Annotated in this window: 10 protein-coding genes; 5 read left to right on the top strand and 5 right to left on the bottom strand. The window is 31.6% G+C overall.

Annotated elements, in window-relative coordinates:
* Positions 1-188: 188 nt before the first annotated feature.
* From A8C32_RS19170 to A8C32_RS19185, 4 genes are all read left to right on the top strand, one after another.
* Positions 189-6,239 (top strand): alpha-2-macroglobulin family protein, encoded by a 6,051-nt coding sequence (locus tag A8C32_RS19170; protein ID WP_069831984.1) that lies wholly within the window; start codon positions 189-191, stop codon positions 6,237-6,239.
* Positions 6,240-6,408: 169 nt separating this feature from the next.
* Positions 6,409-6,780, top strand: a complete 372-nt coding sequence (locus A8C32_RS19175) for a DoxX family membrane protein (RefSeq protein ID WP_069831985.1) — start codon at positions 6,409-6,411, stop codon at positions 6,778-6,780.
* A gap of 135 nt (positions 6,781-6,915) precedes the next feature.
* Positions 6,916-7,419 (top strand): hypothetical protein, encoded by a 504-nt coding sequence (locus tag A8C32_RS19180; protein ID WP_069831986.1) that lies wholly within the window; start codon positions 6,916-6,918, stop codon positions 7,417-7,419.
* The gene (locus tag A8C32_RS19185; protein ID WP_069831987.1) at positions 7,419-8,840 is read left to right on the top strand and encodes a M64 family metallopeptidase; all 1,422 of its coding nucleotides are present in this window, start codon (positions 7,419-7,421) and stop codon (positions 8,838-8,840) included. The genes A8C32_RS19180 and A8C32_RS19185 overlap by 1 nt, the downstream gene beginning before the upstream one ends.
* Positions 8,841-9,529: 689 nt before the next feature.
* Here the strand turns inward: A8C32_RS19185 and ilvA are convergent.
* The 5 genes from ilvA to ilvD all read right to left on the bottom strand — a co-directional run bounded on the left by ilvA (position 9,530) and on the right by ilvD (position 16,352).
* Positions 9,530-10,795, bottom strand: coding sequence for a threonine ammonia-lyase IlvA (ilvA, locus tag A8C32_RS19190; RefSeq protein ID WP_069831988.1), 1,266 nt, complete (start codon positions 10,793-10,795; stop codon positions 9,530-9,532).
* 61 nt (positions 10,796-10,856) lie between these two features.
* Positions 10,857-12,332, bottom strand: coding sequence for a ketol-acid reductoisomerase (gene ilvC, locus A8C32_RS19195; RefSeq protein ID WP_069831989.1), 1,476 nt, complete (start codon positions 12,330-12,332; stop codon positions 10,857-10,859).
* Positions 12,333-12,349: 17 nt separating this feature from the next.
* The gene (gene ilvN, locus A8C32_RS19200; protein WP_069831990.1) at positions 12,350-12,880 is read right to left on the bottom strand and encodes an acetolactate synthase small subunit; all 531 of its coding nucleotides are present in this window, start codon (positions 12,878-12,880) and stop codon (positions 12,350-12,352) included.
* Between the two features lie 13 nt (positions 12,881-12,893).
* Entirely contained in the window at positions 12,894-14,627 is a 1,734-nt protein-coding gene (gene ilvB / locus A8C32_RS19205; RefSeq protein ID WP_069831991.1) for a biosynthetic-type acetolactate synthase large subunit, read from the bottom strand.
* Between the two features lie 45 nt (positions 14,628-14,672).
* A complete protein-coding gene (ilvD, locus tag A8C32_RS19210; RefSeq protein WP_069831992.1) occupies positions 14,673-16,352 on the bottom strand; it encodes a dihydroxy-acid dehydratase in 1,680 nt (559 codons plus the stop codon).
* 618 nt (positions 16,353-16,970) lie between these two features.
* On the opposite strand from ilvD, the gene metK reads away from it, so the two are divergent.
* Complete coding sequence (metK, locus tag A8C32_RS19215) at positions 16,971-18,224, top strand: methionine adenosyltransferase (RefSeq protein WP_069831993.1); 1,254 nt, start codon at positions 16,971-16,973, stop codon at positions 18,222-18,224.
* The last annotated feature ends 481 nt before the right edge of the window (positions 18,225-18,705 follow it).

Below are 18,705 nucleotides of genomic sequence, written 5' to 3' on the forward strand. Positions count from 1 at the left end.
TTTGCTTTTTAATAACATAAACATCTTATTTTTACTATAATTATAAAAATTTAATTACTTTTTACTCATAAAAAACCTACTTTCACTCAACCAAAGATACTGTTTACGCATTCAAGTCGTTTTGGTATAACTTTTGAAAGTATCTTAGAGTGACTATTTAAATAAATACTGAACTAAATTCAGCATAAATGAAACAGATATTATCCATATTAATAATTATACTTATTGCTAACTTTTCTAATTCGCAAACCAAAAATTATAATGATTTGTGGACTAAAGTTAAACAATTTGAAGCTGATGGTTTACCTAAATCTGCTTTAAAAGTTGTTGAAGACATTGAAAAACAAGCTGTAAAAGACAAAAACAATCCACAGCTTATAAAGATCATGCTTTTTAAAAGCAAATTTGCTTTGACTCTAGAGGAAAACGCACAGCTAAAAATTATTAATACTTTTAAAAAGCAAATAGAAGTTAGCGAGTTCCCAATTAAAAACGTTTTGGAAAACATACTTGCCAATTTATATTGGCAATATTTTAAAGAAAATAGATGGCAATTTTATAATAGAACCAAAACAGAAGAGAAGGTAGACTTAGTAGACTTTAGAACTTGGGATTTGCAAACTCTTTTCAATGAAATACATATACATTATCAAAATTCGTTACAAAACGGATTAATGCTTCAGCAGGAAAAACTAGATACCTATAATACTTTATTAACTGAAGAAAAAGAATCTAAAATTTATAGACCCACATTATTTGATTTCTTAAGCCATAATGCATTAGAATTCTATAAAACAAATGAAACAACTATTACAAAACCTGCATATAAATTTGAAGTTGACAATACAGGTTTATTAGCTAATTCGGAAGCATTTTCAACTTTAAATATAGCGTCTAAAGACTCAACTTCGCTACAACTAAATGCATTAAAAATTTATAAAGATTTAATTAGGTTTCATTTAAAAGATGAAGCGCCTTTTGCTTTAGTTGATGTAAACATTGAGCGTTTAAAATTTGTAACCCAATATGCTACTTTTAATGATAAACAATCACTTCTATTAAATACTTTAAAAACAGAAAGTGAGCTATTAAAAACTCATAAAGCTTCTGCTTTATACAATTATGAGATTGCCGCTATTTACTTTGAACAAAGCAAAGACTATCAACCAAAAACTAAGGCTGAAAATAGATGGAAAGCAAAAGAAGCTATTGAAACCTGTGATGCTATTATTACTAAATTCCCAAAAAGCAAAGGTGCTAAAAAAAGTATTGCTCTAAAACAAGAAATTAAGCAACAGTCATTACATATTTTAACTGAAGATTTTTTACCAATACAACAAGATTCTCGCTTATTAATTATTTACAAGAACATAGAAGCCCTTCAATTAAAAGTTTATGAACTCTCTAAAAATAAATTAGAAAAATTTAATAAAATTTATATAAAAGAAGAGCAATTAGCATTTATAAAAAAATTAAAAGCGTCTAATACATGGAGTAACAATTTGCGCAATGAAAAAGATTACCAAACACACCGAACAGAGGTTTTAATCCCAAAACTTGATAATGGTAACTATTTAATTGTGGCTTCTTTAAAAGATAATGAAAATACTTTTGCTTATGGCTCTATACAGGTTACCAATATGGCTTTGGTTGAAACTGAAACGCCACAGCACAAAATATTCCAACTTATTGATAGAAATAATGGTGCCCCAATTACAAACGCGAATGTAGAATTATCCTATTACCACAAAAATTATAATAATAGAACCTCAAAAAACTTTACGACCAATAATTTAGGTGAAGTTAAAATTGAAAAAACTCAAAAACCTTATAGAGATATTAATGTTAAGGTAACTAAAGATGGTGAGTTAGCATATTTTGGAAATTATTATGCTAACCAACAGTATAATGATAGAGAAGAAACAACACAATATACTTCATTTTTATTTACAGATAGAAGTATTTACCGTCCTGGACAAAACATATACTTTAAATCTATACTTGTAAAGAAAGATAATATAAACACAGAACCTTTTACTAATGAAACTGTATTCGCTACGTTACACAATACAAATGATGAAAAAGTTTCAGAATTAGATTTAAAATCTAATGAATATGGTTCTGTTTCTGGTGAATTTATTTTACCAAATGGTGGTTTAAATGGTCAATATTATATTGAAATTCAAGCTTCAAAAAAAGCTTTAAGGCAAAGACATTATTTTTCTGTTGAAGAATATAAACGTCCAAAATTTGAAACCAAGTTCACACCTGTTACAGAAACGTTTAAAATTAACGACTCTATAACTATAAAAGGGCTTGCTTTAGCTTATGCTGGAAGTAAAATTACAGATGCCAAAGTAGTGTATCGGGTACACCGCAGGATACAATATCCAAGATGGTATTTTTGGTATCGTCCATGGACTAATAGCGAACCTCAAGAAATCACACATGGTAAGAGTATAACTAACGATAACGGCGAATTTAAAATTACATTTAAAGCTATTCCTGATAATAGTGTAGATCAATCTAGTTTACCTATTTTTAATTATGAAGTTACTGCAGATGTTACAGATTTAAATGGAGAAATCAGAAGTACTACTACAATAATAAATGTTGGTTACCATGCGTTAACAGCTAATATTATTGTCGACACTCTTTTAGATAAAACAAAAAAAGACCACACACTTAGCATTGACACAAAAAATTTAAATGGTGAATATGTACCTGCTAAAGGAACCATAAAAATCTACAAACTAAAGGCTCCAAATACAGTTATAAGACAACGCCCGTGGGAGGCTCCAGATTACCAAGAGTTATCTAAAGAAACCTTTAAAAAACTATTTCCTCATGAGGCTTATAACAACGAGCACTTTCCTGATAATTGGGAAAAAGGTAAGTTAGTTTTTGATGAATTTTTCGATACAGAAAAATCTAAAGCTATTAAATTAGGTAAAATTAAAAAATGGCAATCTGGACAATATCTAATCACTTTAGAAAGTAAAGATAAATTTGGACAATTAGTTAAAGACGAAATTAAAACAACACTGTTTAGTAATAGTGACAAAACATTAGCAGACAAGCAATTGTTTAGTTTATCAACAAATAAATCTTCCTATAATATTGGAGACAATGCTTTAGTAACATTTGCATCTGCTTCCAAAAATATATCTATCACTGTTTATATTGAAAAGGATAAAAAAGTAATTCACACAGAAATAGTTAAACTTAACAATAGCAAACAAACGATAAGTATTCCTGTAACAGCAAATGACCTAGGAGGCTTTACTGTAAACTATAGCTTTGCAGCTTTTAATAGCTACAAATTTGGTTCCCAAATAATATCTGTCCCCTACCAAAAAACAGATTTAGATATTGAAACAAAAACCTTTAGAGATAAACTACAACCAGGAACAGATGAAACTTGGAGTTTTAAAATTAAAGGAGCTCAAGGAAATAAAGTAGCAGCAGAATTATTGGCTAGTATGTATGATGCCTCTTTAGATCAATTTAAAAACCATACATGGAATTTTCACCCAATACAAAAATCAACTTACTACTCACATAGTTATAGTCGTTCCAACAAAAGTTTTGGTACCAGAAACTTTAGAGTTTACTATAATTATGTACACCCCAATTACCCACAAACTCGTTATGATCAATTAAACTGGTTTGGGTTTTATTTTGGAAGTAATAATTCCAGAAAAAGTAGAAGAATGGCAAATGCTCCAGCTGCTCTTAGAGGAAGAATGTCAGGATTGAATCTTGCTGAAGATAATATGGAACTGGAAGAAATTGTTATGACTGAATCTGATTCTAGTGTTAAAAAGAATGTTTCAGGTGCATCAATAGCAGTTAATGAACCCTCATCTAATTCGAAAAAAGAAGATGTAAACTTTGATAATATCAAGATCCGTAAAAACCTTAATGAAACCGCTTTCTTTTTCCCTCATTTAAAAACAGATACAGAAGGTAACGTTAGTTTTAGTTTTACAACACCAGAAGCTTTAACCCAATGGAAATTACAATTGCTAGCCCACACCAAAACTTTAGAAAGCGCTACAAAAACATTAACCACAGTAACGCAAAAAGAATTAATGGTAATACCTAACGCTCCAAGGTTTTTAAGAACAGATGATCAAATTAGTATAAGTACAAAAATTGCTAACATTTCTGAAAAACAACTTTCAGGTCAAGCTATTTTACAACTATTTGATGCTATTTCTGGAATCGCTATAGATAGTAAACTAAATAATTCTGAAAACAATAAACCATTTACTGTTGATGCCAAAGGCAATACTCAAGTATCTTGGAATTTATCTATTCCAGATAATATACAAGCTGTTCAATATAAGGTTATAGCCAAAGCTGGAAATTTTAGTGATGGTGAACAAAATGTCTTACCTATATTATCTAACAGAATGTTAGTTACCGAGACTTTACCTATGTGGGTTAGAAGTAATCAAACCAAAACGTTTACTTTAGATAAACTGAAAAATAACGCATCTACCACACTTAAAAATCATAAATTAACTCTGGAAGTAACATCTAACCCTGCATGGTATGCTGTTCAAGCACTACCCTATTTAATGGAATATCCTTACGAGTGTAATGAACAAACATTCTCGCGTTATTACGCCAATGCGTTAGCGAGTCATATTGCGAATTCTAACCCAAGAATTCAAGATGTATTTAACCAGTGGAAAAACACAGATGCCCTACTTTCTAATCTAGAAAAGAATGAGGAACTAAAATCAATTCTCATACAAGAAACACCTTGGCTTCGTGATGCTCAAAGTGAAACAGAACAGAAAAAACGTATCGCCCTATTATTCGATTTGAATAAAATGAATAATGAATTACAGTCTGCCATAAATAAACTTAAAACAAACCAAATGAATTCTGGTGCTTGGGCATGGTTTAATGGAGGAAGAAATAACAGATACATTACCCAACATATTATCACAGGCTTTGGTCATTTAAAACAGCTTTCTGTTTCTTCCAATACAAATGAGACTTCGCTAATGATCAAAAAAGCCCTAAAATATTTAGATACTCAATTTATAAAAGAATATAAAGACATTAAAAAGTATAAAAAGAATGTTGATTTAACTAAAGATCATTTAAGCTATACACAATTGCATTATTTATACATGCGTAGCTTCTTCCCTAACATAGAAAAATCGAAAGAAGTCGAACAAATCATTGCGTATTACCAAACTCAAATACAAAAGTATTGGCTAAAAAGGTCATTATACTCAAAAGGCTTAATGGCATTAGTTGCACATAGAGGCAATCACCCAAAAACCGCAACTAAAATCTTGAAATCTTTAAGAGAAACAAGTATCACTTCAGAGGAACTGGGGATGTATTGGAAAGCAAACACCAACTCATGGTACTGGTATCAAGCCCCTATTGAAACACAAGCGCTTTTAATTGAAGCTTTTGCTGAAATTGAAAATAACATACAAACTATTGATAACTTAAAAATTTGGTTACTTAAAAATAAACAAACCAATCGTTGGAAAACAACCAAAGCAACTACCGAAGCTGTTTATGCCTTATTACTTCAAGGTAGTGATTGGTTAAACGTAACCGATATGGTTGATGTGATTATAGGCGGACAAAAAATAAACCCTTCAAAATTAGAAGCTGTTAAAATTGAAGCAGGCACGGGTTATTATAAAACCTCTTGGAACACTTCAGAAATTAAACCTGAAATGGCAGAAGTAAAACTTACTAAAAAAGGTAATGGTATTGCTTGGGGTGGATTATATTGGCAATATTTTGAAGATTTAGATAAAATTACCTCTGCGGAAACACCATTAAAACTTAAAAAGAAGTTATTTCTTAAAAAGAATATAGATACAGGTGAAGAGATTTCAGAAATCACAAAAAACACTAATTTACAAGTGGGGGATTTGGTTCGAGTTAGAATAGAATTACGTAGTGATAGAAATATGGAATTTCTACATATGAAAGATATGAGAGCATCTGGTTTAGAGCCTACAAATATATTATCTAAATACAAATGGCAAGATGGCTTGGGCTATTATGAAAGTACTAAAGATGCAAGTACCAATTTCTTTTTTGACTATTTACCAAAAGGCGTTTACGTTTTTGAATACGATTTAAGAGTCAATAATACTGGTAATATGAGTAATGGTATTACAACCATACAAAGTATGTATGCGCCAGAATTTAGTAGCCATAGTGAAGGCAGTAGAATTAGTATTAAGTAACCCTTATAACTATTCTAAACAAAATGAGGCGTCTTTAAATTAAAGATTCTTCATTTTGTTCAGAATAACTGTTGTAACACACAATTAAACACCTCATTTCCAGACACCAAGTACAGTATTTGTTTTTATTTTACTATATTACAGACTACTAACTAATAAATATATTATTATGAATTCAAAAGTTTTTATGGCTATAAGAATTATACTTGGGCTATTTGTATTGGTTTTTGGGCTTAATAAATTTTTACATTTTATTCCAATGGAAGACCCAACCGGAGTGATTAGCGACTATTTTGCCGCTTTAATTAATTCAAAAACATTAACATTAGTTGCAATTGTTGAAATAGTAGCAGGATTAGCACTAATATTCAACAAATTTGGAGCTTTATTAGCTCTAATTTTAATGAGTGTTTCTGTTAATGCTGTATTATTCCATGCTACATTAGATCCAGAAAACATTGCACCAGCAATAAGTTTACTTGTTTTAAACATTATTGCGCTTTATAGCTATAAAGACAAATATAAAAACCTACTTAACTAAGCAAACTTTCAGATAAAAAGAGGTTTAAAAGCCTCTTTTTTTATGCCTAATTTAAAAACAATCGTATAGTACCGAAAATATTTTTAATTCTTAAATTTACCAAAAACACAATTTATCCTACAAAATTTTAATGTTTTGAAACTACAAACTAAACAAAGAAAATTAAACACCATTATAATATTATTTTTTTTATATTTTTTTAGTTCTTGTGGCATTAATAAAAATATTACAGCAGATCAACCTTCAATTGAAAAAAAACCAAAAATTCTCTTTTTAAATTATGGCATTAAAAAAACTTCTAATAATCTTAGAAGTGTTAAGTTTATAAGTAAAATAATTACTGAAGGGAAACTGAAAAACAACAAATCGATAAAACAAGTAACCTCTGGAGATTTGGAATGCCTACAACTTGATAAAAAATCGAAAATATTAGATCGTATCATTATAAAAAACCCACTAACTAAAAATATTGAATATATTAATGATGTAAAATTATTTCAAACCAAACAAATAGACTTAGACAGTACTATATTTTCAATAAGGCTCCAATTAGAGCCTGACACAAAATACATAAGTATTCGTAATTTCGATCATTCCAAAAAACAAATAAAAGCACTAATAAAAACCCCGCTTTATTAATGAAAAAACCACTTTTATTCCACATTCTATTCTTAATTAACACCCTATATATTTCTTCTCAAGTTTTTGAAAAGGAACCTATTAAAATTTCTGGTGATGATGATAAGAGAATTAACCTCATTATTTTAAGTGATGGCTACCAAACTCACGAATTGCCTCTATTTGTAACTGACGCAACTAATTTCACTAACGACATGTTTAGTCAGTCGCCATTCATAGAATATGCTAATTACTTTAATGTATATGCCATAAAAGTACCATCTAACGAAAGTGGTGCAGACCATCCTGCCTCGGCTACCGATGTTACTGAACCTCTGTCTCCAATAAAAAATGTAGACACCTATTTTAATGCTACTTTTGATGCTTATGGATTCCACAGACTTCTTTTTCACGAAATAGACGGAAACAGCGCAAACAATACGCAACTAAAAATAAACACGGTTTTAGCAAATAACTTCCCAAACTACGACCAAACCCTAATATTGGTGAATTCAAATGTTTATGGTGGTAGTGGAGGTGAATTCCCTATGTCTTCTACAGGAACTAGCGCCAATGAAATAGCAATACACGAATTAGGACATTCTTTATTTAATTTAAAAGATGAATATTACCCTGGAGATACTCAAGCTGCAGAAGCCATTAATATGACTCAAGAAACGAATCCTAGTTTAGTAAAATGGAAAAACTGGATAGGTACTAATGGCATAGGTATTTATCCTTATGGTGTATCTGGAACTTCTGCTTCATGGAATAGACCTCATCAAGCCTGTAAAATGCAGTTTTTGGGTTCCCCTTTTTGTTCTGTTTGCAAAGAAGGAATTATTGAAAAAATACATAATTTAGTTTCTCCTATTAATGATTATTCTCCCAATAATGATACTACAATTAATACACCTACATTTCCTTTAAATTTTCAATTAGATTTAATTAAACCCATACCCAATACTTTAGAAAATACATGGACATTAAATTCAACAAATTATGCTAATAATGTAGATGATGTCTCTATTTTAGAAGCTAATTTAGTAAAAGGGTTAAACACATTAACTGTAGTTATAAATGATAATACGCCTTTGTTAAGAGTTGATAATCATCAGACATTTCACCTAAACACAATTACATGGGCTATAAATTATACAACTTTAGGTATTGAAGATATTAAAAGTAGTGTTAATGATTTAAGAATTACCATGTCTCCAAACCCTACTAATCATATTATTAACTTAAAATTTGAAAACACTAAAGACTTCAGCTTAAAAATGGATATTATAAGTATTGAAGGCAAAAAAATAAAAACAATATCTATTTCAAATCACGAAAACCAACAGATTGATATTAGCAGTTTTAATAAAGGAATTTACATTACAAATTTCTATTCAAATCAAGTACTTCTTGCTAGTAAAAAATTGGTTATAAATTAGATAATTGAATAGTCTGTGTTGGAGACGGAAACTATGCAACTCCTAGAAAAGCTACAGTAACTGACTCTGATATTAACAATTAGCACTGTTAACCAAACAAAAAGGTCGACTCTTAAAGCTAATATAACCAACAGAAGGATTATGGCACATAATATAATTTTTCATAAAATAGTTGATTATGCTGATTTAACAGACACACATACAGCTAAGTATAAATTTAAAATACCTTATGCTATTTAGTACTTCTAATATTTATTTTAATGGACAGACCGTTGAAGGAGGTCTTTTTTGTATGGGATGGATCTACTACTCAATTAGGTTATGGCTTAGCTTTTCAGTAGGTTATTAACCCATTCAACCCAGACTATAAAAATTACGTTATTGGGATGAAACTGATTGGTAACCTTTAGGAGAGAATTTAGAGCCAGATAATGAATATCATACTATAGAGTTTCATTTATCTGTTCTAAATACAGAGGCGTATTTAAAAAATGTATTCTCTCAAACTACAAAAACAGGATTTGATACTACCGTAGATGTTAGGCTTGAAACTGAGGCTGTAAGTATATTTCCATCCCAAACTGGAACGGTACCTTCACAAAAAAATTGGAGCTGGAATGGTCAAACAATGCCATTGTATAACATTTATACTATTTTTCATACAACATAAGTACTGTCAATATTAAACCTTAAACCAAAAACTGAAACAAATCAGGTTTATTATTCAAATAATCACCATAAAAATTAAATTCTTTCATTTTAGCTATTAACGGCTTTAAATCTGAAGCTGATTTTAATTGTACGCCAACTACTGCAGATCCATTTTCTCGATTTGTTTTTTTAGCATACTGGAAATAAGTGATATCATCGTTTTCTCCTAAAATATCAACCACAAATTCTTTTAAAGCACCTGCTCGTTGTGGAAACTTAACTATAAAATAATGCTTTAAATTAGCATATAACAAAGCGCGTTCTTTAATTTCGGAAGTTCTTGTAATATCATTGTTACTTCCACTAACCACACAAACTACATTTTTACCTTTAATCTCTTCAGCATAAAAATCTAAAGCAGAAATACTCAAAGCTCCTGCAGGTTCAACAACAATGGCATCTTTATTATAAAGCTCTAATATCGTTGCACATACTTTACCTTCGGGTACCGTAATCATCTCATCTAAATTTTCTTTACAAATAGCAAAAGTTAAATCTCCAACACGCTTTACCGCTGCTCCATCAATAAATTTTTCAATATGCTCTAATTCTGTATTTCTATTATTTTTTATAGAAACAGACATAGAAGGTGCACCTTCTGGTTCTACTCCTATAATTTTTGTATTAGGAGATAATGTTTTAAAAACTGTTGATAAACCTGATGCTAAACCTCCACCACCAACGGCTATAAACACATAGTCTATAGGTTTAGTTGATTGCTCTAAAATTTCCAAAGCTATAGTAGCTTGCCCTTCAATAACTTTTTCATCATTAAAAGGGTGAATAAAGTTTTTTTTTAGCTGCTCACACTCTAACATTGCTGCATGATAAGCATCATCAAAAGTGTCTCCAATAAGTTTGATATCGATAAAATTCTCACCAAACATTTTAACCTGCTCTACTTTTTGATTAGGCGTAGGTGCTGGCATATAAATAGTCCCTTTTATCTTTAATAATTTACATGATAACGCCACACCTTGAGCATGGTTTCCTGCGCTAGCACAAACTACTCCATGATTAGATTCTTCCTTAGTAAGTGAACTAATTTTATTAAAGGCGCCTCTAATCTTATAAGACCGTACTTGTTGTAAATCTTCACGCTTTAAAAAGATACTTGCATCATATTGTTTTGAATACCTTAAGCTAGGGCCTAAAGGCGTAACTGCCGATACGTTTTTTATCGTATCGGCAGCTACTTTAATATTATTAATACTAGGAAAATAGGTTTTGTCCTCCTTGTTCATAATATATCTTTATAAAACCTACGAGGTATTTGAAAGACCTTGTAGATTAAAATTTATTATTTTAAACTATTGGCTTCATAGCCGTCATAGATGATCTTAAAAACTCACCTACTTTTTCTACAGGGTGATCTCTTAAAACTTTATTGATTTCAATAAGTTTGGCGTTATCTACACCTTCACCATTATCTTTAGCATATGCTTTACCTATAACATCAGTCTTGATATTCTTCATAAAATCTGTTAATAAAGGCTTACAAGCATGATCAAATAAGTAACAACCGTACTCAGCAGTATCAGAAATTACACTGTTCATTTCATATAACTTCTTTCTAGCAATAGTATTTGCAATAAGTGGCGTTTCATGTAATGATTCGTAATATGCAGATGCATCAATAATACCAGAATCTGTCATAGCTTCAAACGCTAATTCTACTCCTGCTCTTACCATAGCAACCATTAACACACCATTGTCATAGTATTCTTGCTCAGAGATTTCAACATCTCCAGCAGGCGTTTTTTCGAAAGCAGTTTCAGCTGTAGCTGCTCTCCATCCTAATAAGTTTTTATCATCGTTAGCCCAATCTTCCATCATACCAGCAGAAAAACGACCTTCAATAATATCATCCATATGCTTTTGGAATAATGGACGCATAATATCTTTTAACTCTTCAGATAATTCAAAAGCTTTAATTTTAGCTGGGTTAGATAAACGATCCATCATGTTTGTTACACCACCATATTTAAGACCTTCTGTTACAGTTTCCCAACCGTATTGAATTAATTTTGAAGCGTAACCTGCATCAATACCTTCTTCAACCATTTTATCAAAACAGAGGATAGATCCTGTTTGCAACAAACCACAAAGAATAGTTTGTTCTCCCATTAAATCAGACTTTACCTCAGCAATAAAAGAAGATTCTAACACTCCTGCTTTGTCACCTCCAGTAGCTACAGCATAAGCCTTAGCTTGTGCCCATCCTTTTCCTTCTGGATCATTTTCTTCGTGTACCGCAATTAAAGTTGGCACACCAAAACCACGCTTATATTCCTCACGAACCTCAGAACCAGGAGACTTAGGAGCCACCATGATTACAGTAAGATCTTTACGAACTTGCATACCTTCCTCAACAATATTAAATCCATGAGAATAAGATAATGTAGCGCCTTGCTTCATTAAAGGCATAACAGTATTAACAGCATTAGTATGTTGCTTATCTGGTGTTAAATTTAACACGACATCTGCAGTAGGGATTAACTCTTGGTAATTACCAACTGTAAATCCATTTTCTGATGCATTTATAAAAGACTGACGTTTTTCTGCTATTGCTGCATCACGTAACGCATAAGAAATATCTAAACCAGAATCTCTCATATTTAACCCTTGGTTTAAACCTTGAGCACCGCATCCTACGATAACAATTTTCTTTCCTTTTAAAGCATTTACTCCGTCCGCAAACTCAGAAGCGTCCATAAATCTACACTTCGATAATTGATCTAATTTATCTCTTAACGATAATGTGTTAAAATAATTTCCCATTTTACTTTTTCTTATTATTAATTATTGAATGCTGATAGCATTTCGGTTATTTTCATTTCTTCTTTGGTTACAGATATACGTCCTGAACGTACAAACTGCATAATCCCAAAAATATTTAAATCGCGTCGTAAAGATTCTATTTCATTTCTTCTACCAGATTTTTCTAACACAAAAAACTCTTTATTCACGGTAACAATTCTTGCATTACTTTCTTTTATTATATTCTGAATTTGTGGTTCTTCAAATAATAAATCAGATTTTATTTTAAACATACAAGATTCCTGATAGATAGTCTCTTCGTCTGTATGATAATAGGCACGAATAACTTCTATTTGCTTTTCAAATTGCTTAACAATTTTTTCAGCTTGTGCCTCAGTAATATTTACAACAATAACAAATCTGTTAACGTTTTCAATTTCAGATTGCGATGTTGTTAAACTTTCAATATTTATTGTTCTACGTTGAAAAATTGCAGAAATACGATTAAGCAAACCGATATTATTCTCGGTATATATTGAAATCGTGTATGGCTTTATTTCTTCGTTCATTTCTTTTCTAAATTTAGCTTAAACGTACATCTGAAACTGATGCTCCCGAAGGAATCATTGGAAATACATTATCTTCTTTTTCTACACAAACCTCTAAGAAATAAGAGTCCTTAGACTGAATCATTTCTTTAACGGCATCGGCTAAATCCTCACGTTTTACTACTTTTCTAGCTTTAATATAATAGCCTTCTGCTATAGCAACGAAATTTGGATTTGTCATTTCTGTTGAGGCATAACGCTTATCAAAAAACAATTGTTGCCATTGACGTACCATCCCTAAAAATTCATTATTCAAGACTACTATTTTTACAGGTACTTTTTGCTGAAAAATGGTTCCTAACTCCTGAATATTCATTTGGTAACCACCATCACCTATAATGGCTACAACTTCACGATCTGGCGCTGCCATTTTAGCACCTATAGCTGCTGGTAAAGCAAATCCCATAGTCCCTAGACCTCCTGATGTAATATTACTTTTGGTAATATTAAATTCGGAATAACGACAAGCAATCATTTGATGTTGACCAACGTCTGATACTATCGCTGCATTTCCTTTACTTTCTATATTAATTTGTTTTAATACCTCTCCCATGGTTAAACCTTCCTTACTTGGAGAAATATCATTTTTAATTACCTTTTCATATTCTATAGCATATAAATCTTTAAACTCTTGATGCCATGCATCATGAGAGTTTTTATTTAATTGCTCCAATAATAAGGCTAAACTTTCTTTAGCGTTACCTAATACAGCTATATCTGCTTTTACATTTTTATTAATCTCAGCTGGATCAATATCAAAATGAATTACTTTGGCTTGTTTTGCATAACTATTTAAATTTCCTGTAACACGATCATCAAAACGCATACCTATAGCAATAAGCACATCACATTCATTAGTTAGTTTATTAGGCGCATAATTACCATGCATACCAACCATACCAACATTTAATGGATGGGAAGTAGGTAAAGCAGAAGCTCCAAGAATAGTCCATGCTGCAGGCAAGCCTGCTTTTTCAACTACTGCTTTAAATTCATTTTCAGCTTCTCCTAAAATAACACCTTGCCCCCAAACAATTAGCGGTTTTTTAGCATTATTAATTAGGTTTGCTGCTGCTTTAACCGATTCTGGATCGGTTTCTGGTACAGCTTTATAACTTCTTACAACTTTGCATTTTTCGTATTTAAAATCAAATTCCTCAAACTGCGCATCTTTAGTTATATCAATTAGTACAGGACCTGGACGTCCACTTCTTGCTATATAAAAAGCTTTAGCTAAAACTTCTGGTATCTGTGACGCTTTAGTAATTTGATGATTCCATTTAGTTACAGGTGTAGAAATACCAACAATATCAGTTTCTTGAAAAGCATCACTTCCTAATAAAGGCGATGGTACTTGCCCTGTTATACAGACTAATGGTGTAGAATCTATTTGAGCATCTGCTATCCCTGTTACTAAATTTGTAGCACCTGGACCTGATGTGGCCATGGCAACACCAACTTTACCAGAAATTCTTGCAAACCCTTGAGCTGCATGTGCTGCACCTTGCTCATGACGTGTTAATACATGATGAATTCTATCTCTATATTTATATAACTCATCGTAAACTGGCATAATAGCACCTCCTGGGTATCCATAAAGAATATCTACGCCTTCTGCTATTAAGCATTTTATTATAGCTTCGGCACCTGTAATACGTTCTGTTTGTCCTGCCACTTCTTTTGTTTTATTTGCGGTTTGTGTATCCATACTCACAATATTTATTTTCGCTTTCGCGGAAATGAAAAATTCTATTTAAAACTCATCAGTAACACATCCTTTAGATGCTGATGATACTGATCTTGCGTATTTATAAAGTACTCCTCTTTCAAACTTTAATTTTGGAGCAATCCAGTTTTGTCTTCTTTTTTGTAATTCTTCTTCTGAAACTTCTAAAGAAATTGAATTTGTTTCTGCATCAATAGTAATCATATCTCCATCTTTAACAAAAGCAATAGTACCACCTTCTTGAGCTTCAGGAGTTATATGTCCTACCACAAAACCATGTGTTCCACCAGAAAAACGTCCATCTGTAATTAATGCAACATCTTTTCCTAAACCTGCTCCCATTATAGCTGCAGTTGGTTTTAACATTTCTGGCATACCAGGCCCTCCTTTTGGTCCTTCGTAACGAATAACAACCACATCACCTTTTTCTACTAACCCATCACGAATACCATCATTTGCAGCATATTCACCGTCAAAAACTTTAGCTTTTCCTATAAAGCTTAAGCCTTCTTTACCTGTTATTTTTGCAACACTACCATCTGTAGCAAGGTTACCATAAAGCATACGTAAGTGCCCAGTAACTTTAATAGGTTCTTCTAATGGTTTAATAACGTCTTGACCTTCTGCTAAATCTTTAACATCTAATAAATTTTCAGCTAATGTTTTTCCTGTTACGGTTAAACAATCGCCATGTAATAACCCTTTATTTAAAAGATATTTTAATACCGCTGGAATACCTCCTACATTATGCAAATCTTCCATAAGGTATTGACCACTTGGTTTTAAATCTGCTAAAAACGGTGTATTGTCACTTATATCTTGAAAGTCTTTAAGCGTAAAATCTATTTGTGCTGCTCTTGCTATTGCTAAAAAGTGTAATACGGCATTTGTAGATCCTCCTAAAATAGTTACTAAACGTATCGCATTTTCTAAAGATTTGCGCGTAACGATATCTGAAGGTTTAATATCTTTCTCTATTAATAAACGCATTGCCTCTCCTGCTCTTACCGATTCTTCTTTTTTAGCATCACTACTAGCTGGGTTAGACCCGTTAAATGGTAATGCCATACCTAAGGCTTCTATTGCAGATGCCATAGTATTAGCTGTATACATACCACCACATGCTCCTGCTCCTGGAATAGATTTTTTTATGATACTTTTATATTCTTCTTCCTCCATAGTTCCAGCTACTTTGCTTCCCCATGCTTCAAAAGAAGATACAATATCTAATTTTTTCTTATTATGACAACCAGAATCTGTAGTTCCTCCAAATACTAAAATAGATGGTCTATTTAATCGAATCATTGCTATTAAAGCACCTGGCATATTTTTATCACAGCCAACTACAGTAATCAATCCGTCATAACTCATTGCTTGTACTACAGTTTCCATAGAATCTGCAATAATATCTCTCGATGGTAAAGAATAACGCATACCCGGTGTTCCCATAGAAATACCATCACTCACACCAATGGTATTAAAGATTAAACCAACCAAGTCTTCATTCTTAGTACCCTGCTTAACCAACTTAGCTAAATCGTTAAGGTGCATGTTACATGGGTTACCTTCGTAACCCGTACTTGCAATACCAATTAAAGGTTTAAAGAAGTCTTCATCTGAAAAGCCAATAGCATACAACATCGATTGTGCTGCTGGCTGAGTTGAATCCTGAGTTACTGTTTTACTGTATTTATTAAGTTCCTTCATTTTTATTACAGATAATTTTACGTTTTATCTTATTCTAATTTAAGATTCTAGGTGATTTGTGATTTTTAATAAAAATTTCACAAATTAGCTTCGAAATTAATTTATTAGGTTTTTATATAGATCTCTCTTTACTTCTTAAGGTTAAACTCACGGCCACAAAAAACAACATAAACACCTAAAAAACAATCATTTAGATATATATTTTTATGATGTTCAAAAATGAAAAATAATCCATAAAAAAGCCCTCCATTTTAGGAAGGCTTTTAAAATTTATTTTCGTTTTTATATACCCTTTCCCTTATCCTTGCGAAATAATCACAATGAGGATGACAGAAATGATATTTAAAATTTTATTTTTCATTTAATTACGCAATATTACTAATTTTTTTCGACATTCATTTTTTTTTTGAAAAAAAGAAAAACTAGCCTTGTTCTTCTTTTATTTTTTTATTTTTGCCAACACAAATAATAGAGGAAAGATTTGACTGATTGCAACCTCTTTATATTGAACTTATCTTAACCAAAAATACCAAAACAAGTTCAGTATAAACAAAAATGCTAAAGGCAGTGTAAACTTCCTGAGACGTTATCGTCAAATCTTATAATAAATTTTAAAATATGGCTTATTTATTCACTTCAGAAAGTGTTTCTGAAGGACACCCAGATAAGGTCGCAGATCAAATTAGTGATGCACTTATTGACAATTTTTTAGCTTTTGATAAAGATTCTAAAGTTGCTTGTGAAACCTTAGTAACAACAGGTCAAGTAGTTCTTGCTGGTGAAGTAAAATCGACTACATACTTAGACGTTCAAAAAATTGCTAGGGATACCATTAATAAAATTGGTTATACCAAAGGCGAATATATGTTTGATGGTAATTCATGTGGAGTACTTTCTGCTATTCACGAACAATCAGACGATATAAACAGAGGTGTTGATCGTGCGAGTAAAGAACAACAAGGTGCTGGTGACCAAGGAATGATGTTTGGTTACGCTACTAATGAAACTGAAAACTTTATGCCTTTGGCTTTAGATTTGTCTCATCTTATTCTTATAGAATTAGCTTCTTTACGTAAAGAAAATAAGGACATCACTTATTTAAGACCAGACTCTAAAAGTCAGGTAACTATTGAATATAGTGACGACAATATCCCACAACGTATTGATGCTATTGTAGTTTCTACACAGCATGATGATTTTGGTGACGATGAGACTATGCTTAACAAAATTAGAAAAGACATTGTTGATATTCTAATACCTAGAGTAATTGCTAAACTTCCAGAATCTATCCAAAAATTATTTAATGATGATATTAAATATCACATTAATCCAACTGGAAAGTTTGTTATTGGAGGCCCTCATGGAGACACGGGACTAACTGGTCGTAAAATTATTGTGGATACTTATGGTGGAAAAGGTGCACATGGCGGTGGTGCTTTTTCTGGAAAAGACCCTAGTAAAGTAGATAGAAGTGCAGCGTATGCGACTAGACATATTGCTAAAAATTTAGTGGCTGCCGGTGTTGCTAATGAAATTTTAGTACAAGTTAGTTACGCTATTGGGGTTGTAGAACCTATGGGAGTTTTTGTTGAGACCTATGGTACTTGCCCTTTTAATATGACAGATGGAGAAATTGCAGAAAAAGTATCTCAAATATTTGATATGCGTCCATTTGCTATTGAAGAACGTTTAAAATTACGTGCTCCTATGTACAGCGAAACTGCAGCTTACGGACATATGGGACGTAAAAACGAAACAGTTTCAAAAACATTTAAACAACCAAATGGCGAATCTAAAACTCTTGATGTAGAATTATTTACTTGGGAAAAACTAGATTATGTTAATAAAGTAAAAGAAGCGTTTAAGTTGTAAAACTTAGTCATTAAATACACAAGCCTCATAATTAAATTTATGAGGCTTTTTGTTTTATATGGGATTACAATCGAAGTAAAAAATAAGACACGAAACTATTATACCATTTCGGATATAAAATGATTTTACTATCTTTGTGTTATATGTGAAAAGTATTAAATACACCAATATCAGAAACATTAGAAGAACTAAATAGTTACAAGACAGAGGTTCATAATTATAAATCATCAAAGCAATTAGACTGCTTACTCCTATTTAAGAAAAACAAATACCTTCGCTTAGAAGTATTAGCCTTAGAATTAGAAATAAGCGTCACTACTTTACGCAGATGGCTAAATAAATATCGTTCAAAAGGTATTGTTGATTTTTTAAAGAAAGAGACTCGTAACCGTCCTTATTCAATTATTACAGAGGAAATTCATGAAGGCTTAAAAAAAAGACTTCATGATCCAGAGAACTCATTTAATGGGTTTTGGGATGC

Source organism: Flavivirga aquatica (assembly GCF_001747085.1).
In the GTDB taxonomy this organism is placed as follows: domain Bacteria; phylum Bacteroidota; class Bacteroidia; order Flavobacteriales; family Flavobacteriaceae; genus Algibacter_C; species Algibacter_C aquatica.